This window comes from Chromohalobacter sp. 11-W, from assembly GCF_029889905.1.
GTDB lineage: Bacteria > Pseudomonadota > Gammaproteobacteria > Pseudomonadales > Halomonadaceae > Chromohalobacter.
In genome coordinates this window covers 143411-162953 of record NZ_JARANZ010000003.1, presented here as the reverse complement: position 1 = coordinate 162953, position 19543 = coordinate 143411, and the positions used below count along the sequence as shown (strand labels likewise).

General features: G+C 58.4%; 16 protein-coding genes and 1 tRNA gene. 10 read left to right on the top strand and 7 right to left on the bottom strand.

The genetic code is table 11. The features are described 5' to 3' along the window. Positions 1 to 23 precede the first annotated feature (23 nt). Positions 24 to 1058, bottom strand: coding sequence for a 4-hydroxythreonine-4-phosphate dehydrogenase PdxA (locus OP494_RS05790; RefSeq protein ID WP_280539768.1), 1035 nt, complete (start codon positions 1056 to 1058; stop codon positions 24 to 26). Between the two features lie 219 nt (positions 1059 to 1277). Between OP494_RS05790 and OP494_RS05785 the strand changes: the two genes are divergently transcribed. The 4 genes from OP494_RS05785 (at position 1278) to OP494_RS05770 (ending at position 5600) form a co-directional block, all read left to right on the top strand. Beyond that, positions 1278 to 2024, top strand: a complete 747-nt coding sequence (locus tag OP494_RS05785; RefSeq protein ID WP_280539767.1) for an FCD domain-containing protein — start codon at positions 1278 to 1280, stop codon at positions 2022 to 2024. 154 nt (positions 2025 to 2178) lie between these two features. Further along, positions 2179 to 3156: a D-erythronate dehydrogenase gene (gene denD / locus OP494_RS05780; RefSeq protein ID WP_280539766.1), complete on the top strand. Its 978-nt coding sequence runs from the start codon at positions 2179 to 2181 to the stop codon at positions 3154 to 3156. A 58-nt stretch (positions 3157 to 3214) separates the two neighbouring features. Then, positions 3215 to 4666: an NADP-dependent succinate-semialdehyde dehydrogenase gene (gene gabD, locus OP494_RS05775; RefSeq protein ID WP_280539765.1), complete on the top strand. Its 1452-nt coding sequence runs from the start codon at positions 3215 to 3217 to the stop codon at positions 4664 to 4666. Beyond that, positions 4572 to 5600 (top strand): NAD(P)-dependent oxidoreductase, encoded by a 1029-nt coding sequence (locus OP494_RS05770; RefSeq protein WP_280539764.1) that lies wholly within the window; start codon positions 4572 to 4574, stop codon positions 5598 to 5600. The genes gabD and OP494_RS05770 overlap by 95 nt, the downstream gene beginning before the upstream one ends. Before the next feature lie 71 nt (positions 5601 to 5671). Here the strand turns inward: OP494_RS05770 and OP494_RS05765 are convergent, their stop codons facing one another. Next, positions 5672 to 6199: a gamma carbonic anhydrase family protein gene (locus OP494_RS05765; protein WP_280539763.1), complete on the bottom strand. Its 528-nt coding sequence runs from the start codon at positions 6197 to 6199 to the stop codon at positions 5672 to 5674. 263 nt (positions 6200 to 6462) lie between these two features. Between OP494_RS05765 and OP494_RS05760 the strand changes: the two genes are divergently transcribed. The 3 genes from OP494_RS05760 to OP494_RS05750 all read left to right on the top strand — a co-directional run bounded on the left by OP494_RS05760 (position 6463) and on the right by OP494_RS05750 (position 8725). Then, positions 6463 to 7251 carry an enoyl-CoA hydratase/isomerase family protein gene (locus OP494_RS05760; RefSeq protein WP_280539762.1) on the top strand — a complete coding sequence of 263 codons (789 nt, stop codon included), beginning with the start codon at positions 6463 to 6465 and terminating at the stop codon, positions 7249 to 7251. A 28-nt stretch (positions 7252 to 7279) separates the two neighbouring features. Further along, positions 7280 to 8467 carry a CoA transferase gene (locus tag OP494_RS05755; RefSeq protein WP_280539761.1) on the top strand — a complete coding sequence of 396 codons (1188 nt, stop codon included), beginning with the start codon at positions 7280 to 7282 and terminating at the stop codon, positions 8465 to 8467. 181 nt (positions 8468 to 8648) lie between these two features. Then, a tRNA-Arg gene (locus OP494_RS05750) sits at positions 8649 to 8725 on the top strand. A gap of 144 nt (positions 8726 to 8869) precedes the next feature. Here OP494_RS05750 and OP494_RS05745 read toward each other — a convergent pair. The 4 genes from OP494_RS05745 to OP494_RS05730 all read right to left on the bottom strand — a co-directional run bounded on the left by OP494_RS05745 (position 8870) and on the right by OP494_RS05730 (position 13736). Continuing rightward, on the bottom strand, positions 8870 to 10144 hold the full coding sequence (locus tag OP494_RS05745) for an FAD-binding oxidoreductase (RefSeq protein ID WP_280539760.1): 1275 nt from the start codon (positions 10142 to 10144) through the stop codon (positions 8870 to 8872). A gap of 334 nt (positions 10145 to 10478) precedes the next feature. Beyond that, positions 10479 to 11993 (bottom strand): alpha-N-arabinofuranosidase, encoded by a 1515-nt coding sequence (locus OP494_RS05740; protein ID WP_280539759.1) that lies wholly within the window; start codon positions 11991 to 11993, stop codon positions 10479 to 10481. A 21-nt stretch (positions 11994 to 12014) separates the two neighbouring features. Beyond that, positions 12015 to 13421, bottom strand: coding sequence for an MFS transporter (locus OP494_RS05735; RefSeq protein WP_280539758.1), 1407 nt, complete (start codon positions 13419 to 13421; stop codon positions 12015 to 12017). Between the two features lie 66 nt (positions 13422 to 13487). Continuing rightward, positions 13488 to 13736 (bottom strand): hypothetical protein, encoded by a 249-nt coding sequence (locus tag OP494_RS05730; protein WP_280539757.1) that lies wholly within the window; start codon positions 13734 to 13736, stop codon positions 13488 to 13490. A gap of 71 nt (positions 13737 to 13807) precedes the next feature. Here OP494_RS05730 and dbpA point away from each other — a divergent pair, with 71 nt between their 5' ends. From dbpA to fhuE, 3 genes are all read left to right on the top strand, one after another. Next, complete coding sequence (gene dbpA / locus OP494_RS05725; protein WP_280539756.1) at positions 13808 to 15202, top strand: ATP-dependent RNA helicase DbpA; 1395 nt, start codon at positions 13808 to 13810, stop codon at positions 15200 to 15202. A 256-nt stretch (positions 15203 to 15458) separates the two neighbouring features. After that, the gene (locus OP494_RS05720) at positions 15459 to 16319 is read left to right on the top strand and encodes a PA4780 family RIO1-like protein kinase (protein WP_280539755.1); all 861 of its coding nucleotides are present in this window, start codon (positions 15459 to 15461) and stop codon (positions 16317 to 16319) included. 166 nt (positions 16320 to 16485) lie between these two features. Continuing rightward, on the top strand, positions 16486 to 18693 hold the full coding sequence (gene fhuE, locus OP494_RS05715) for a ferric-rhodotorulic acid/ferric-coprogen receptor FhuE (RefSeq protein WP_280539754.1): 2208 nt from the start codon (positions 16486 to 16488) through the stop codon (positions 18691 to 18693). Between the two features lie 59 nt (positions 18694 to 18752). Here fhuE and otnI read toward each other — a convergent pair whose 3' ends face one another. Further along, a complete protein-coding gene (gene otnI, locus OP494_RS05710; protein WP_280539753.1) occupies positions 18753 to 19541 on the bottom strand; it encodes a 2-oxo-tetronate isomerase in 789 nt (262 codons plus the stop codon). Positions 19542 to 19543: the final 2 nt, after the last annotated feature.

The window sequence follows — 19543 nt, the reverse complement described above, 5'->3', positions numbered from 1 at the left end:
ATAGAGTTATGTGATGAAGGGAATTAGCTGGAAAGTCGGTTACTCGCCGCCATTTGGCATACCAATTTGAAGGCGTTGTGGGTCGGGCGTAGATTGGCTTTCCCTGAGCTGGCGATGTCATAGGCCGTGCCGTGTGCTGGCGTGGTAATAGGCACGGGTAGGCCGCCGTGAACTGTGACCCCTTCATGAAAACCGAGAAGCTTGATGGCGATCTGCCCTTGGTCGTGAAACATAGTGACCACGGCGTCGTATTCCCCATCACGTACTTTGAGAAATAATGTGTCAGCGGGATGAGGGCCGGATACCGTTAGTCCCTCGGTTTGGGCTTCTTCCACTGCCGGGGCAATAGTGTCAATTTCCTCGCGACCGCAGGTGCCGCTCTCGCCACCATGTGGGTTGAATGCCGCGACGGCGATACGTGGGTCGTCAAATCCGGCCAAGCGTAGTGACTTATCAGTGAGGCGTGTTGCTTTCAGGATGCGTTCACGTGTGACGTAGGAAGGTGCGTCCTTCAGGGGAATGTGTGATGAGATACGTGAGGTCCAGGTGCTGCCGAATGTATTGAATTCGCAGGTATAGCCATTGACACCCAAATAATCAGCGAAGAATCCCAATTCGTCCTCGAAGTTCATGCCTCCGAGCTTCATGGCGTACTTGTTCAGCGGGCCAAAGCAAATCCCCTCGATATCACCCCGTACGGCGGCGTCTAGACATTGAGTGAGAGCCTGGCGAGCAGAGCGTCCGCCCGCAGCATTGGCTTCACCATAGCGGGTTTCCTCGCGAGAGACGCTATCGATGGGCATCAGCACGGGCGTCGCGTGTTCGCGTGCCTCGGCGAAGCGTTCGACTACAGGCAAATCGAGACGGGTGCCGGCGACGCGCTGACCCTCTTCCCAGAGCCAGGGGTCGGCAACCAATACCGCATGACCGCTTTCCTGAGTGGCGGGATCTGCCAGAAGCTTGGCGATCAACTCCGGACCGATACCGCCCGGGTCGCCGAGAACGATGCCAATGAGCGGACGGTCACTAGTGTTGTGGGTGTCGTTGGGCGGTGTCATGGATATTTGTCCTTTCGTGCCTGCGTCACACAATGACGCCAGTGTTGTTTTCTGGTCTTCTGGTTGTATTACCAGTCCAGTTGCCAACAAGATTAGTTGCCGCGATGGGAGCGTACAAGGCTAAATATCTGTATTTTTGTTATACTTAGGTCGCAATAGTGTTGTTAAATACCATTCAATGGACTAGAAATTAGACCAGTTGGAAAGGGGTTATGTACGATGGACAATCCGGCTTTTGCGTTTGAGCAGGCACTGAGAAATAAAACTAAGAAGGAGTTGCTGGCCGATAAGCTGGTCGACATGGTTCGCAATCGGTTGCTTCAAGATGGTGATGAATTGCCTAGCGAACGTGAGATGGCGCAGCTGTTCAGCGTAAGTCGAGAGACCATTCGTGGTGCAGTGTCTCACCTGGCGGCCTTGGGAATGGTTAGCGTGTCGCATGGTAGTAAGACACGCGTGTGTGCCGATGAGTCGGCGCTTCAGCATTACCGGCTTATGCAGGGCGATGAGGCGGACGACGCTTCCCAGGAGGCTCGCTATGACATCGATAGCGTTTATGAGAGCCGGCTGGTGATCGAGGCGTCGATCGCCCGACGTGCGGCCTTGAAGATCGATGATCATGGTATCGCGCAGCTAGAAAAGATGCTCAAGACCCAATCTGAGTGTGATGAGGTCTATCCGATTCCCTTTCAGATGTCGGACAAGGCGTTTCATAGGTTGATTTCGGAATATGCCGATAACGCCATCTTGGTTAAGTATGCCGATGAACTCTACAGCTTTGATCTATACGTGCGACGGCGTGTGTTGCTCGAGCCTGGCGCGGTCGAGCGCAGTTATCGTGAGCACATATACATCGTTGAGGCCTTGAAGCGGGGCGATCCGGATGCTGCTGAGCGAGCCATGCTTGCCCATCTCGATAGTGTCTACCGGACGACTAAAGCAAAAATGGCGGGTGGGTCTGGCTAACCGCGTTTATGAGTCGACACGGACCGAGCAGTCAGCGGGGCAAGACTCTTGATGCGTAGTTTCGACAGAGGTGTGGCGCCGTTTAAGGCCGCATGAAGAAGCCGCAGCCTACTGGTCAATCTGACAGCGTGACAAACAATGAAAGGAATGGACTATGCACGTACTGATAACCGGCGCTGCTGGCTTTCTAGGGCGGCGTTTGACCACGGCGCTGCTCGACCGAGGGCGACTCGATGGACAAACACTGACTCGATTGACATTGGTTGATCGAGTTGCTCCCGTTCCAGAGTCACTTTCGAGCGACGACATCGACGTCGAGTGTCGCGCTCTGGATATTACCAACCCCGGTGCCTTGGACGCATCTCTCGGTGAGCGGCCCGACGTCATTTTTCATTTGGCCGCTGTGGTCAGCGCAGAAGCTGAGTCCGATCTTGACCTGGGTATGACGGTTAACTTCGATGCCACTCGTGCCTTGCTGGAAGGTTGTCGTCGTTATGCCCTTTCCGCTACGCGCCTCGTCATGACGAGCTCAGTAGCTGTTTACGGAGGTGAGTTACCGGAAGTGCTCGATGACATGACGGCATTAACGCCGCAGAGTTCTTATGGTACCCAAAAAGCGATGTGTGAGCTGCTAATCAGCGACTACAGCAGGCGTGGTCTGGTCGATGGTCGTGTGCTGCGCTTGCCAACCATAATGATCCGTCCGGGTCGGCCCAATGCTGCGGCCTCTAGCTTCGCTTCTAGTATCTTGCGCGAACCGCTCGGTGGCGAGACCGCTGTCTGCCCGGTTTCAACCGAACTAGAGATGTTTGTGATGTCCCCGGGCAAGGTGGTCGCCGCGCTAATCCACGGTGCAGAAGTGTCCGGAGATGATTTTGGCGCCTCACGCAGCTTCATGCTACCAGGCCTTACAGTGAGCGTCGCTGAGATGCTGGAGGCGTTGCGCCATCATGGTGGCGAGCAGGCCTTGGCACGGGTTGAGCACCACCACAATAAAGATATCGAAACTATCGTTGCCAGCTGGCCGGCTCGTTTTCGCACCGACAAGGCAAAACGGCTGGGCTTCCCGGGGGACGACGACTTCCGGGAAATCGTAGAGAGTCACCTTAGCGAACGTGCCGACTCAAAGTAAGCACCCCATTAGGTCTAATCGGCGCCAACAAGATCAACAAATGAGGAGTGGTAGCCACATGAACTTGCAAGACGAGGGCCTTTTTAAACAACAATGTTACATCGGTGGTCGCTGGGCCGAGGCGGATAATGGCGCGGTCATCGATGTCGTCAATCCCGCTAGCCAAGAGCGTTTGGGCAGAGTACCTAGCTTGTCCCGGGAAGAGGTACGTGCTGCTGTCGATGCCGCCAACACCAGCCAGCCAGCTTGGCGGGCCAAAACGGCGAAAGAGCGTGCCGTGATCCTGCGCCGTTGGTATGAGCTATGTATGGAGCATCAAGATGACCTGGCTACCATTCTCACCCTTGAACAGGGCAAACCCTTGCAAGAAGCCAGGGGCGAGATTGCCTATGGCTCGTCCTTTATCGAGTGGTTCGGCGAAGAGGCCAAGCGCATCTACGGCGATGTGATTCCGGCTCATGCTAGCGATCGTCGTATCGTGGTCACCAAGGAGCCGATCGGTGTGGTTGCAGCTATCACGCCCTGGAATTTCCCCAACGCCATGATCACTCGTAAAGCTGCCGCCGCCATGGCCGCCGGCTGCACCGTGGTCGTCAAACCTGCATCGAGCACGCCTTACTCCGCTCTGGCGCTAGCCGAGCTGGCTGCGCGCGCCGGCGTACCTCAAGGCGTTTTCAATGTTGTGACTGGCTCGGCACGCATGGTGGGCGGTGAGCTGACCGACAATCCCATCGTGCGCAAGCTTTCCTTCACGGGTTCCACAGAGGTGGGCAAGGTACTGCTCGGTCAATGTGCCAACACCGTTAAGAAGGTCTCGATGGAGTTGGGCGGCAACGCGCCGTTTATCATCTTCGATGATGCCGATCTCGACCAAGCCGTGGCTGGAGTGATGGCTTCTAAATTCCGCAACGCCGGTCAGACCTGCGTGTGTGCCAACCGTATCTTTGTCCATGACAAAGTTTACGACGCCTTCGCCGACAAGCTGTCTCAGGCCGTCAATGCATTACGCCTCGGTGACGGCCTGGAGCCGGACGTGACCATCGGCCCACTGATTGATGAGGCCGCGGTCGAGAAAGTAGAGCAGCATATCGAAGATGCCCGGGCCCGGGGCGCCACGGTCTATTTGGGTGGCATGCGTCATGCTCGGGGCGGAACCTTCTTCATGCCCACCATTCTCACCGAAGTTCCCGCCGAATCCCGGTTGATGAACGAGGAAACCTTCGGCCCGGTGGCGCCGTTGTTGCGCTTCAGTGACGAAGCCGAGGTGATCCGCCAGGCCAATGACACTGAATTCGGCCTGGCCTGCTACTTCTATAGTCGTGACATCGGCCGCGTATGGCGCATCGCCGAAGCTCTGGAATACGGCATTGTCGGCATCAACGAGGGGTTGATTTCCTCGGAGTTAGCGCCCTTTGGTGGCGTCAAGGAGTCCGGTATCGGGCGCGAGGGCTCCAAGTACGGCATCGAGGACTACATCGAGATCAAGTACATGTGCATGGGCGGGCTGTGAGCCCGGACGCAACTTCGCTGAGGACAACGCAATGAATGATGATCGAGCGGGTATGCGGGTCGGCGTGGTCGGCATTGGTCTAATGGGCCACGGCATCGCCAGCAACATTCAGAAGCACGGCTGGTCGCTGAGTTTTCTGGACCATCCCGGCAACCAGCCGGTGGACGCACTCGTTACAGGCGGTGCCCAGAGCTTTACCAATGGGCGTGACCTAGCCGCCCACTGTGACGTAGTCATTGTCTGTGTGACCGGCTCGCCGCAGGTCGAGGATGTATTGTTTCGCGACGATGGTGTGCTCAAGGGTTTAAAGCCGGATGGGGTAGTGATCGATTGCTCCACAGCGATTCCCAGCTCCACTGAGCGTATCGCCGACGCGGTAGCGAAAGCCGGCGGGCGCTTTCTGGATGCACCGATGACGCGTACGCCGAAAGAGGCCGCAGAAGGCCGACTCAACCTTATCGTCGGTGGCGAGCGCGAGTTGTTCGAGGCTCATCAGCCGCTACTAGAAAGCTTCGCCGAAAACATTACCTATGCCGGCCCGGTGGGCTCAGGACACAAACTTAAACTGCTGCACAATTTTGTGTCGGTAGGGTTTTCTACTGTTCTGGCGGAAGCCGCTGCCTGTGCACAGCTCGGGGGGGTCGCGTCGGAGACGCTAGTCGAGGTACTCGCCAAAGGCGGCGGAGCTGGTGCTATCTTGCAGCGCCTGCAACCCTATATCTTGGAACGCGACAGTTCCGGCTTTCAGTTCAGCATTTCCAATGCACACAAGGATCTAGGCTACTACGTGACCATGGCAGGCGACCTGCAGGCCAACAAGGTTGCAGCAGACGGCATTCTTGCGGTGCTTGAGGATGCTAGGAGTTCAGGGCATGACGAGGCTGCGCTTCCCGAGTTGATCGGCCTTCTCGCTGAAGGAGAGCGGCGCCGTTAGATGGCGCGCGCCCAAAGGTAGATACAAGCCCTCGTTATGTCGGATGCGAGTGCGTCGTGGCCGCAGGTCGTTTAAGTATCGATCCGCTTGAGTTCGTGGCGATAACGCTCCTTGCGGTCGACATAATGCTGGCTGCTTTCTCGCAGGCCAGCGACTTCTTCATCGCTTAGTGTGCGAACCACCCTGGCCGGCGAGCCTAGAATCAGTGAGTTGGGCGGAAAACATTTGTTTGACGTGACCATCGCACCGGCACCGACCAGGCAGTTTTCTCCGATCACGGCGCCGTTGAGCACCGTGGCGTGCATACCAACCAGACAGCCGTTACCGATAGTGCAACCGTGCAGCATGACGAGATGGCCTACGGTGGCGTTATCGCCGATGGTTAGGGGGAAACCAGGGTCGACGTGCAGTACGCAATTTTCCTGGATATTGCTGCCGTTACCGACGGTGATTGTTTCGTTGTCACCCCGGATGACGGCACCAGGCCAGACACTAGCGTCCTCTCCCAGCGTTACCGTACCGATGATCACTGCTTCCGGCGCGACATATGCGCCTGACTTGAACGTGGGGGATGCGTCCCCTAGCGAGTAGAGAGCCATCTATTACTCCTGGTCGTTGTCGATGCGCGGCCCGCCTGATGCCAGGAGACTGAGCATCGCCTTTTAAAATTATGAATGCAAAATATTAATTTATTTTCGTGCATTTATAGCTAATACTCTGTTTTAAAGTAGCTTTTATCGATACGTTTTTCGTCTAGACGAAAGTCTATTTTGTAAAAATGAATTATGTGTTCATTCTTGGGGAAGGTCGTCAATCCATGGCAGTGCCTTGCACCGTGCAGCCGAGAACCAAGGAGAAGAACATGGAGCAGCAAGCTGAAGTCGAGTGTGCCCGAGAAGGGCGACTGGCATGGGTGACATTCAATCGCCCCGAAGTCAGAAACGCCATGACCTGGGGCATGTACGACGGACTGGAACGGTTATGTGACGAGTTGGAGAAAGACGATAGCGTCGATGTCGTGGTGTTGCGCGGCAAGGGGGGGGAGGCCTTCGTCGCCGGCACCGATATCAAGCAGTTCACGCAATTCGATGATGCGGCTGATGCAATCGACTACGAGCGACGTATCGATCGCGTCATTGAGCGTCTGGAAACACTCCAGAAGCCGACCATTGCTCTGCTTGAAGGCTTCTGTATCGGTGGAGGAGCGGCGATCGCCATGGCCTGCGACTTTCGCTACGCGACGCCGGAGCTCAAGTTTGGCATTCCCATCGCGCGCACTCTGGGCAACTGCGTATCGATGAACAACATCGCGCGCATCGTCGGGTTGGTAGGGGCTGCACGCGCCAAGGAAGTATTGATGCTAGCCCGGCTGCTCAAGGCAGAGGAGAGCTGTAATGCCGGACTGGTCACGCAAATCTTTGCGGCGGAAGTGATCGAAGGGGAGGTGCGTGCCGTCGCTGATAAGTTAAGCAGCTTCGCACCGTTGACCCTCAAAGCATGCAAGGAGGGTATCCGGCGAGTCCAAGCCAATCAGCGGCCCGCGCCGGGCATGGATGAGGATCTTATTTCGCTCTGCTACACCAGCCAAGATTTCCGTAACGCCGTGGATGCCTTTATCCACAAGAAGACGCACACCTGGCTGGGCAAATAAAGATAAACAAGAGACAGGAGGTTGGGACATGCTGGCATTATCGAATATGAAGGTGCTGGATATTTCGCAAATTATGGCTGGCCCTTACTGCACTATGGTGCTTGCCGACCTCGGCGCCGAGGTGACTAAGGTCGAAAAGATCAATGGTGGTGACGATAGCCGCCAGATGGGTCCTTACGTCAATGAGGAGTCGACGTGCTTCGCTCAGATCAATCGTAACAAGAAGAGCATTTCCCTTAATCTCAAGGAGGACGAGGGCAAGGAGCTTTTCTATCAACTGGCAAGAGAAGCCGATGTCATCGTCGAAAATTACCGTCCGGGTGTCACCAAGTCGCTGAAGATCGACTACGAAACTCTCAAGGCCATCAATCCAGGCATCATCTATTGCTCCATATCGGGATATGGGCAGACTGGGCCCTACAGTCACAAAGGCGGTTTTGACCTAGTGGCTCAGGGCATGACCGGCTTGATGTCGATGACCGGTGAGCCGGGGCATCGGCCGCTGAAAACGGGAATCGCCGTATACGATATCGGCGCCGGTATCACTGCAGCCTACTCCATTCTCGCCGCCTACATTCACAAGATGAATACCGGTGAGGGGCAATTGGTCGATGTTGCCATCGCCGAATGTGGCTTGCCTTGGTTCTCCTGGGAGGCAGCAGCGTACTTCACTAATGGCACCATCCCTCAGCCGACTGGCTGGCGGCATCGCGTATCCGCCCCTTATCAGGCACTCCAGGCGCGTGATGGTTATATGATGCTCGGCTGCGCGAACCAACGTACTTGGGAGCGGCTATGCCAAGAGGTCATCATGCGCCCTGATTTACTGGAAGACCCTCGCTTCACGACCAACTACCAGCGTGGCCAGAATGTCGAGGCTCTCGAGACGGTTCTGGAAGAAATTTTCGTGACAGATGACATGCATGTCTGGTTGGAAAAATGCGACCAAGCAGGGGTCCCGGCCGGCCCTATCAACAATTTCGCCCAGGCGGTACAAGATCCCCATTACCAGGCGCGTGGCATGGTACAGGAGGTCGAGCATCCGGTGATCGGTAAGATGAAGATGATGGGCTTCCCCAGCAAGTTGTCGCTGACGCCACCTTCTATACGCCAACCAGCGCCAGTATATGCCCAGCATACCGATGAGGTGCTACAAGGGTTGGGGTTGCCCGCCGAGCGTTTGAAGGCGCTGCGTGAGCAGGGTGTGATCAAATAGGCGACCCATATTGAGCGTTACGCATAGAACGAGTGCTTAGCCATACACATTGCTTTCTTTTAGAGCCGTCTTCTAGGGCCGTTGTGTAAGGAGAGTGGCACGATACGACGATCCAGGGGTTGTAGCTGGCTGCGTTCGCGGTGGACAACCCCTGTCCTGACGCAGTAGGATATGCCGCGTTCCGCCCTTAGCTCAGCTGGATAGAGCGTTGCCCTCCGGAGGCAAAGGTCGAAGGTTCGAATCCTTCAGGGCGGGCCAAGAATATCTAAAAGCCCGCGAGTCATCTCGCGGGCTTTTTCTTTTCTCTATTCCCCCTCCTGAATAGCCGTGGCAATACAGATGCCGTTTGAGTCCCTCAGTTCGGGATGATGACGACCCTCAATGGTTTGGGCATAAGGGCATTCAGGCCGGACGGATGTTCTGGTTGATACGGAAAATGTTTGCCGGGTCGAACTTCTTCTTGAGCTTCGCCAATCGCTCATAGCTCGCACCGTAGGCGAAAGCGACACGATCACTCTCATCCCCGGTCAGGAAGTTGACGTAGGCGCCACTGCTGGCGAAGGGCTGTGAGCGAGTGAAGAATTCACGTGCCCAGGCAATGCAGTGGGCGTCCTCGGCAGTCGTTTCCCATCGCGCATGCACGTTCAGTACGTAGTTGGCATCACGGTTTGAGTAGGCCATCGCGTCGGGAAGTGCTCGGCGTGTCTGGCCACCGATCGTGCCGATGAATATCTCGCATTGCGAAGACGGTAAGGCACTGGCGTATTCGATGATGGCATCGATCGGCCCTTCGTCGAGCGTCGAGAAATTATGTGTTTTCCAGTAGTTGCGAGCACCCGGGGTCAACAGTGGGTCGAAAGCCTGTTGCCAGTCGGTATATGGCTGTACACCAATATGCTCGCCGTAGGCGGTGCCGAATTCGCGCAGCGGCGTGATGTGTCTCTCGCCTTCAGCGGGGTCGCCGGCGTAGCACATGGCGAGGGCGACGATCTCTTTTCCGTGGACTTCCTCAGGCAGAAAGGGCAAGGGAGGTGCCTGGCGAGTGATCATCCACACGTTGAGTTCGTCCGGCATCGTTTCGGTGAAACGAGCAAACTGTGTGATGACCGCTTTCGCTTGGTCGAAGGGGAAAACGATAAGACCGCATAGCACGTTCGGCCCCACAGGATGCAACTGGTACTCGAAACGGGTCACGATACCAAAATTACCGCCTCCGCCGCGGAGTCCCCAGAAAAGATCGGCGTTTTCCGATTCGCTGGCGTGTAATTGTTGACCGTCGGCTGTAATCACCTCCATGGAGAGTAGGTTGTCTATGGTCATGCCGTACTTTCGGCTGAGCCAACCGAAGCCACCGCCCAGAGTGAGACCGGCCACCCCCGTGGTGGAGTTGATGCCTAACGGTGTGGCGAGGCCGTACGCTTGGGCGGCGGCGTCGAAATCGGCGAGGGTACAGCCTGGCTCGACGGAGCCGTGTTGACGCTCTGGGTCGATGTGGACGTCCTTCATCAGCGAGAGGTCGATCATCAGTCCATCTTCGCAGACAGCGTTGCCTGCGATGTTGTGACCGCCTCCGCGTATGGAGAAGGGCAAGCCGTGCTGGTGAATGAAGCGCAAGCAATGGACCACATCTGCAGCTGAAGTGCAGCGGACGATCATGGAAGGCCTGCGATCAATCATGGCATTCCAGATTTGGCGAACGTCGTCGTATTGCGGATCGTCGGGGAGAATCACACTTCCCGCGACATTGGCCTTGAACTCCTTTAGTTGGGTCTGTGAAAACTAGCTCATGGCAACCACCGTTACGTATGCCACGGGGCACACACCAAAGGCAGCCCCGGGCGGGGGAGAGGAATACGACCAGTCTGGCGATTAGCCTTATGCCTCACAGTGATCCCATGATTGGCATTTCGTCAGTGGATAATCACAGTATAGGTGTGAATGTCAACAACCTCCTTCTGTTTATGCGCTTCCATCTTCATGTGTCTGCAGCAGGGCTTGGGGTGCGGGTATCTCACTCGGCTACTTCCAGACGCACCATGTGATAACTCAATGGTGTGAGCGCGCCCTTGAGCGCGGAGCCGTCGACGCTGAGCCCCTGGCCGGGCATGGGCCGCACATGATCTGGGCGCTCGGCGGTATTGGCCGCTTTCATGTCGGGATAGTCGATGCTTTGATGATCCACGATCCGGCAAGACGTGAAACCGCCTAGGTCGACATCGAATTCGAGTGCATCGCTGGGATGGCGATTGACGATAAACAAAGTGATGGCCGCGTGCGCTTCGTCGTGGACGGCGGAAACGTCCAGGTAGGGGACGTCGCCGAGCTCATCCACCGGATAGGTCGGGCTGTCGACGGCCAGTCGCAGGGCCTTGCCACGGCCGAAGCGAGAAGCGAAATACAGTGGGTAGAAGATCGTCTGACGCCAGGCATTGCCGCCACTCTCGGTCATGATCGGGGCGATGACGTTGACCAACTGAGCGATGCAGGCGATGCGCACGCGGTCGGAACGCCGAATGAAAGTGTTGAGCACGCAGCCGATCAGCAGCGCGTCCTCGGCGTTGTAGGCGTCCTCGAGTATCGCCGGTGCGAAGGGCCAGTCGTTACCCTGCAGGATGCGTTTGTCGCGCTCGGTGCTGTGATACCAGACGTTCCACTCGTCGAAGCAGATGTGCACGTCTTTGGTGGAGCGCTTCTTGGCCTTGATGTAGTCGATCACGCCGGCGATCGAGCCGATGTAACGGTCGAGCTTTTCGCTGAGCGCCAGGTAACTGCCCAGATCGTCGGCGTAGTTGGTGAAGTACATGTGCAGCGAGATGTAGTCGACCGTCTCGTAGCAGTGGTCGAGCACGGTGGCTTCCCATTCGGGATAGCTGGCCATGTCAGGATTGGAGGAGCCGCAAGCGACCAGTTCGAGGCTGCTGTCGTAGGCCTTCAGCGCCTTACCGGTCTCGTTGGCGAGATGGCCGTATTCGTCGGCGTTCTTGTGACCGACCTGCCAAGGGCCGTCCATCTCGTTGCCCAGACACCACAGTTTGACGTTCCAGGGTTCCTGGCGGCCGTTGCGGATCCGCAGATCGCTCCAGGCGCTGCCCTCGGGATGATTGACGTATTCGAGGAAGTTGCGGGCGGCGTCGATGCCGCGTGAGCCGAGATTGACCGCCAGCATCATGTCGATGCCGGCCAGCTCGCACCAGTCGGCGAATTCGTGAATGCCTACCTGGTTGGATTCGCGACTGTGCCAGGCCAGGTCGAGGCGTACCGGACGCTCCTCGCGGGGACCGATGCCATCTTCCCAATTGTAGGCGGAGACGAAGTTGCCGCCCGGATAGCGCACGATGGGCGGCGCGAGCTCCTTGACCATGTCCAGCACGTCGTGACGGAAACCGTTGTCATCCGCCTTGGGGTGGCCGGGCTCGTAGATGCCGCTATAGATGGCCCGGCCCATGTGCTCGAGGAAGGCGCCGTAGAGGCGCTCGTCGATCTCGCTGATGACGAAGTCGCGGTGCAGGGTGACGCGAGTGTTCATGATGATCTCCTTGGCATGAAGTCAGGAAAAGGCGGAGCCCGTAGCCGGGGATGCCGGGGCATCAGGGTCGGTGGCGTCGCTAGCGTGCTTGCGGTTATCCAGGTCGCGGCGAATGGAATCCATGGCACGATCATCGAGTCCGAAGAACCAGATGGCGACGGCCAGCAATGCGCTGATGGCGGCGGGAATCAAGGTCAGCATCAGGCTGATGGCGTTGAGGGCGTCGGCGCTTTGTTGCTCGACACCGGCTTGGTATCCCCCCCAGGCAAGCAAATAGCCGATCATTCCGCCGGCAAAGGCGAGGCCGAGCTTGAGAAAGAACAGGTTGCCCGCGAAGGAGACCCCGGTATTGCGGGTTCCGGTTTTCCATTCCCCGTAGTCCTCTGCGTCAGCCATCAGCGCCCACGAGATCGGCGTGCCGATGCCATGCATGAAATTGACGATGACGAACAGCACGGTGGCCAGGATCGTCAGGCTGCCCGGTACCAGATAAAGCAGAACCGAGGCGAGAATCAGCGCGCAGGTGCTGGCCAGGAAGACACTGCGTTTGCTGATGCGGTTGCTGCACCAGCTGGAAATGGCGGTACCCGCGATCTTTCCGACGACACCGGAAGTCACGAAAACGGAAATGCCGGTAGCCCCCAAACCCAACACATAGGTGGCGAAGTAGATGGCTGCGCCTTGGCGGAGGAAGAACTGCAATGCTTGCAGAAAGGTGATGCCCAGGATAATTCGCCATTTCTCGTTCTTGGCCAACGCCTTGAGCGTGGCCGTCAGCTTTTCCTGCTGCTTGGGTGGCGGCTGGATGCGCTCTCTGACCGTGGCGAAGCAGAAGCCGAACATGGCGAGCGCGATCACCGACATGATGGCCATGCTGTATTGGAAGCCCTGGGCCTCGTCGCCGCCACCGAGTAATTCGACCAGCGGCATCAGTCCGCTGTTGAGAATCAGGTACGCCACGCCGACGAGAATAAAGCGCCAGGACTGAAACGATACTCGCTCGCGGTGATCGTCGGTGATCACACCGCCCAGCGCGCAGTAGGGAATGTTCACCGCCGTGTAGAGGAGCGACATCGCGAAATAAGTGGCGAAGGCGTAGCCGATCTTGGCCGACTCCGACCAGTCGGGGGTGGTGAACATCAGTACGCAAGCGACGGCAAGCGGGATGGGAACGCACAGAATATAAGGCCGGAATCGTCCCCAGCGGCTGCGTGTGCGGTCGGCTAGTGCCCCCATGAGGGGGTCGGTGATGGCATCCACGAAGCGCATGGAAATGAAGATGGTACCCACGATGGCCGGCGAGATGCCGTAGACATCGGTATAGAAGTAGGAGAGATACATGACCACGGCGGCAAAGGTCATGTTGTTGCCGGCGTCACCCATGCCGAAACCTATCTTCTCCATCACGCTGAGCTTGGCGTTACGCATCGCGGGCTCCCGAGAGCTGGTTCTTTATTGAGCCTGCGAAGCGTAAGCGCTTAATTGGTATTCTATCTAATATATGTATTTCTTGTTTTTGATGCTTAAAGAGTTATTGATGAAACGAGAGCGGGCGATTACAAACACTTCTGTATGTGATGCGACCAAAGGTGCGCGACGAAAGTTGGGCCAGGTAACGCATGCTTGCTTGCCGGTTTCTGAATAATGGTGTTCCTTGCCCTTCGATTCTGGATCGCTACCATTTGCTTGCGCGCACGCTGCTGGCGCGATTCTGTTATCCTGCCGCCATTCCACCTTGGCCATTGCCACTCGCTTTCACGCGCCGCCTAATTCGCGCGCATGGCGTGGCCAGCTTCACGACAGGATTTGCCGCCGTGTCCGATTCGCCATCATCCGATTTCGCCACCTTGCCGCTGGCGCCCGCACTGCTCTCTAATCTGGAATCGTTGGGCTATCACGCCATGACGCCGATTCAGGCCGAGAGTCTGCCGGCGATCCTCGCCGGGCGCGACGTGATCGGCCAGGGCCAGACCGGCTCGGGCAAGACGGCGGCATTCGGCCTGGGAGTGCTCTCAAGGCTCGAGACCAAGGCATTTTGCGTGCAGGGGTTAGTGCTGTGCCCAACCCGCGAGCTGGCGGACCAGGTCGCCGGCGAGTTGCGCCGGTTGGCGCGTGGGCTCAGCAACGTCAAGGTGTTGACGCTATGCGGTGGGGCGCCACTCAAGCCGCAGCGGGACTCGCTGGAACACGGCGCGCATGTGGTGGTGGGCACGCCGGGGCGCATCGAGGAGCACCTGCGCAAGGGCTCGCTGACACTCGATGCGCTGAACACGCTGGTGCTGGACGAAGCCGATCGCATGCTCGACATGGGGTTTCAGGCGGCGATCGAGGCCATCGTTGGCCAGACACCGGTCTCGCGCCAGACGTTATTATTCAGCGCCACCTACGGTGCGGGCATTCGTCCCATCGCCGAGCGTATGATGCGTGAGCCGCTCGCCGTCGAGGTCGCCTCGACGCACGATGACACCAGCATCCGCCAGCATTTCTACCGCGTCGCGAACGAAGATGCCCGCGTACCGGCACTAGAACGCCTGTTGCTCAATATCCGTCCGGAATCCAGCGTGGTGTTCTGCAATACCAAGCGCGAGACCTTGCAGGTTGCCGAGGCTCTGAACGCGGCGGGCTTTTCCGCGTTGGCCCTCAATGGAGACCTGGAGCAGCCCGATCGTGATCGTATCCTGGCGATGTTCGCCAACAAGAGCGTGTCGATCCTGGTAGCCACGGACGTCGCGGCGCGCGGGTTGGATATCGACGCGCTGGACGCGGTGTTCAATATTCAGATCGCGCGCGAACTCGAGGTCCACGTGCACCGCATCGGGCGCACCGGCCGGGCTGGCGGACGTGGTGTGGCCTGCACGCTGGTCGCCGAGAGCGAATATTATCGGCTCGACAAGCTTGGCGATTTCCTCGGTGAGGAGCTGGCCTGCGAACCGCTACCGACGCTGCGCGGTAATCCGCAGCCGTTCACGCCGCGCATGGCGACATTGCAGCTCGGCGCTGGCAAAAAGCAGAAGGTGCGCCCGGGCGACATCCTCGGCGCGTTGACCGGCGAGGGCGGTATCGCCGGCGATCAGGTCGGCAAGATCCAAGTCACCGACCGCAGCGCTTTTGTCGCCGTCGAGCGCGAGGTCGTCCGCGCTGCACTCGATCAGCTCGCCAATGGGCGGATCAAGGGGCGGTCTTTCCGGGCGCGCCGTGTCACCCGCTAGGAACCCCTGACAAATGCCTGCGCGAACTAGGCGTCCCCGACAAATCGCTGCGTTGCGCGGTGCTGGAGCGCCAGCCCGGACGGAATCCTCACCTATACCCCATAGGCTCCGGTTCCTGTGCTCCGTGCGCCTTACGCTTTATCCCGCTCGACTATTTGTCAGCGCTTCCTCCCTAGACTGTTTTTCTGGCGCTTGCATTGATGGATGACCATGCGATGCTTTGCTGATTATTGGCCCATACCATACATAAGGTAATATGAAAGTACCCAAGAGACTCCAGCCCTTGGTCGACGACGGTTTGATTGATGAGGTCGTCAGCCAGTTGATGAGTGGCAAGGAAGCCCAGGTTTATGTCGTGCGCTGCGGCGACGAACTGCGTTGCGCCAAGGTTTTCAAGGAAGCCAGCCAGCGTAGCTTCAAGCAGGCCGTGCAGTATCAAGAGGGTCGCAAGGCGCGCAACACACGACGTGCCCGGGCGATGGCCAAGAAGACCCGCTATGGCCAGAAGGAACAGGAAGCGGCTTGGCTCACCTCCGAGGTCGATGCGCTGTATCGATTGGCGGCGGCGGATGTGCGCGTACCGCGCCCGCACGGCTTCGTCGACGGCGTGCTGCTAATGGATCTGATCAGCGACGGTGAAGACGGCGTCGCGCCCCAGCTTGGCGAGGTGGCGCTGAGCCCGGAAAAGGCGCGCGAGTATCATGATCGGATCATCACCGACGTGGTGCGCATGCTATGTGCCGGACTGGTGCACGGCGATCTTTCCGAGTTCAACGTGCTGGTCGATCAAGACGGTCCGGTGATCATCGACCTGCCCCAGGCGGTCGACGCGGCGGGCAACAACAACGCACCGATGCTGCTGGTGCGCGACGTCGATAACATGCGTGCCTGGTTCGGGCGCTTCGAGCCGGCGCTGCTGAATACCGACTATGGCAAGGAAATCTGGGCGCTTTATGAGGCTGGCGAGCTGCATCCGGATAGCCGGCTCACCGGGCATTTCGAGCCTGATACCCTCGACGTCGATGTGATGGAGCTGATGGCGGTGATCGACGATGCCCGCGAAGAGGCCGAGGAGCGCCGCGAACGCGAGCGTGATGATCTGGAAGACGACGACTGAGGTATCGACTGGCGTGGCGGTGGCTGCGTAAAGGCATGTTTTAGGGCGGATTGTAAATACGAATATTTATTATAATCATTGACTCTTGGGGTGGGCGTTTCCATACTTCGCCGTTTGGAAACGATCCATAAATTTGGCGCCTATGACGCGTCATCAAGGGAACACAATGAAAAATACGTCCTGGTGGCTGGCAGTGCCGGCCCGTGAGTGCGGGAGGGCGCAGGCCCGCGTATGCCCCCGCCATGTCTTGTCGCTGGCGCTTTTTTCCTCTGCCAGCGTATTGCTCTCCCCGCCAGCCTTGGCCCAGTCCAACGATGCCGATGAGCTGGAGACGGTCACCATTACCGCGCAAAATCTCTATGAGAACGTCGGCTATACCCGCCGCAGCACGACGGCCGGGACGCGTTTCGAGCTGAGCCCCAAAGAAGTCCCTCAGGCGCTCAGCATCATCACTGAGCAGCGCATCAAGGACCAGGATCTGCAGGACATCGAAGACGTCCTGACCAACACCACGGGCATCTCCGCCAGTCGCATCGATAGCAACCGTGTGTCGTTCTACTCGCGCGGTTTTCGAATCAACAGCTATCAATACGACGGCATTCCCACGCTCAACACGGATAGCCGCTGGTACTTCGGCGAGGGCTCCCAGAACACGGCGATCTATGATCGGGTCGAAGTGGTGCGCGGTGCCAACGGCCTGATGACGGGAGCGGGGAATCCCGGTGCCTCGGTCAACTTCGTGCGCAAGCACGCCGACAGTCGTGAGCTGACGGGGTCGGTATCCGGCACGCTGGGGAGTTGGAACCAGCGTCGCGGCGTGGTCGATGTCACTACGCCGCTGACGCCGTCCGGCGATGTCCGGGCACGGTTCGTCGGTGGCTACGACACTGCAGATGGTGAACTCGATCGTTATGGGGAGCGCAAAAAGTTCGGCTACGCGGTGATCGATGCGGACGTGACCGACAGTACTACCCTCTCGGTGGGCTACGATTATCAGGACACACACACCTCATCGCCGACCTGGGGCGGGCTACCACTCTGGTACAGCGATGGCAGCGAGACGGATTATAGTCGCTCCTTCAGCGTGGCACCGGGCTGGTCTTACTACGATTTCGAATCCAAGAAGGTCTTTGCCCAGCTCGAACATCGCTACGACAACGGCTGGGAGCTGCGCGGCACGGCGACGCATGAAGAGACCGACATGGATGGTAAGTTGGCCGCTCCTTACTATGAGCCCTATTTCTCGTCCCCCGACCCCGTGACGGGACAAGGACCTTTCTTCTATACCGGTTGGAACCGAGGCGAGCGCCAGGTGGACTCGGTCGATGGCTACGCAAAAGGGCCCTTCGCACTGTTCGGTCGTGAGCATGAACTGGTGGTTGGGGGGAGCTACAGCGACCAGAGCAACGATTACGAGAACACCTTCATCGATGGTTTTGCTCCCGGCGATTTCAATCACTGGGATGGTTCGGCGCCGAACGAGGGATGGGCGGATTTCGCGGCATCGGAAAGCGCGAGCGCCTGCCAGCAGGCCGTCTACGGCGTCGCACGCTTCTCGCTGGCCGAGCCGCTGACGCTGATCGTCGGCGCACGCTACACCGACTGGCATGGCAGTACCTGGTCGAGCAGCTTGGGCCACCACTCGCAGGATGAAGACGATATCACCCCGTATGGCGGTCTGGTCTATGACATCAACGATGTCTGGTCCACTTACTTGAGCTATACCGAGATTTTCCAGCCCCAAAGCTATCGCCTGGCAAGCGGTAACGGCTATCTGGATCCCCTCGTGGGCAAGAACTACGAGACCGGCATCAAGGCGGCCTGGTTCGATGGATTGCTCAACGCCTCGTTCTCGGTGTTCCGGCTCGAGCAGGAAAACGTGGCCGATATCGTCAGCACGCCCGGCTCGCTCATCACCACCGCGACGCCTGTCAGCGACGTGGTCAGCGAAGGCTTCGAGGCCGAACTGACCGGCGCGGTGACCGACGATCTCGATATGACGGTCGGCTTTACCCACTACACGTCGACGTCCGCGGAAGGCTCGTTCAACACCGACCGCCCGCGTACTCAGGCCAACCTCTTCGCCAGCTATCGCGTGCCGCAGTGGCGTCAGTTGACGATTGGCGGCGGGGCCCGGTGGCAGAGCGATACCTTCATCGATGATCAGGCCGCGCCTGGTGGCGGAACGCGTGACTACGAACAGAGTAGCTACGCGGTCGCGAATGTCTTCGGGCGTTACCAGTTCACGCCGCAGCTGGCGCTACAGGTCAACGTGAAGAACCTGTTCGACGAGAAGTACTACAGCTATTTCGACACCTACGGTGTCTATGGCGAGCCACGGCGCGTGACGTCCACGCTGACATACGCATTCTGAGGGGGCTGGGTAGGCGCCGGCGCATGTGCGAATGCCGGGGCCTGCCAACGTCTCGGCCTCTAGCCGACTCGTCGCTGCCACGCCTCGAACCATCCCAGCCCCGCCCGCGTTCCGGCGCGCGGCTTGTACTCGCAGCCGACCCAACCCTCGAAACCGTCTGCATTCAACTGCTCGAACAGCCACGGATAATTCACCTCACCGGTATCGGGTTCATGGCGCTTGGGCACGCCGGCGATCTGAAGATGACCGACGCCCCCGCGATGGCGCTGGTAGGTGGTCCAGATATCCCCATCCATGATCTGGGTGTGGTAGAAATCCATCTGCACCTTGACGTTGGGCTCGCCCAGTTCGGCCACAATCGCGTGGCCTTCGGCTTGATGATTGAGGAAGTACCCTGGCATGTCGCGGGTATTGATGGGCTCGATCAATAGCTCGATGTCATGTTCGGCGAGACGACGAGCGGCATGGCGCAGGTTTTCCAAATACACGTCACGCAATGTTTCCCGTGAAACATCCTCGGGCGCGAGCCCTGCCATGGCATGCAAGCGAGGACAGCCGAGCGCGGTCGCGTATTGCAACGCGGTTTCGACGCTTTCGCGGAACTCGGTTTCACGCCCCGGCAGGGCGGCGATTCCGCGCTCGCCGGCTTCCCAGTCGCCGGGTGGCAGGTTGAACAGTACTTGCTGCAAATCATGATGTTTGAGTTCGGCAGCGATGGCGTCGGCCTCGAACGCATAGGGGAACAGGAACTCGACCCCTTCGAAGCCGCAGGCGGCGGCCTCGGCGAAGCGCTCCATGAAGGGCACCTCGTTGAACATCATGGACAGGTTGGCGGCAAAGCGGGGCATGT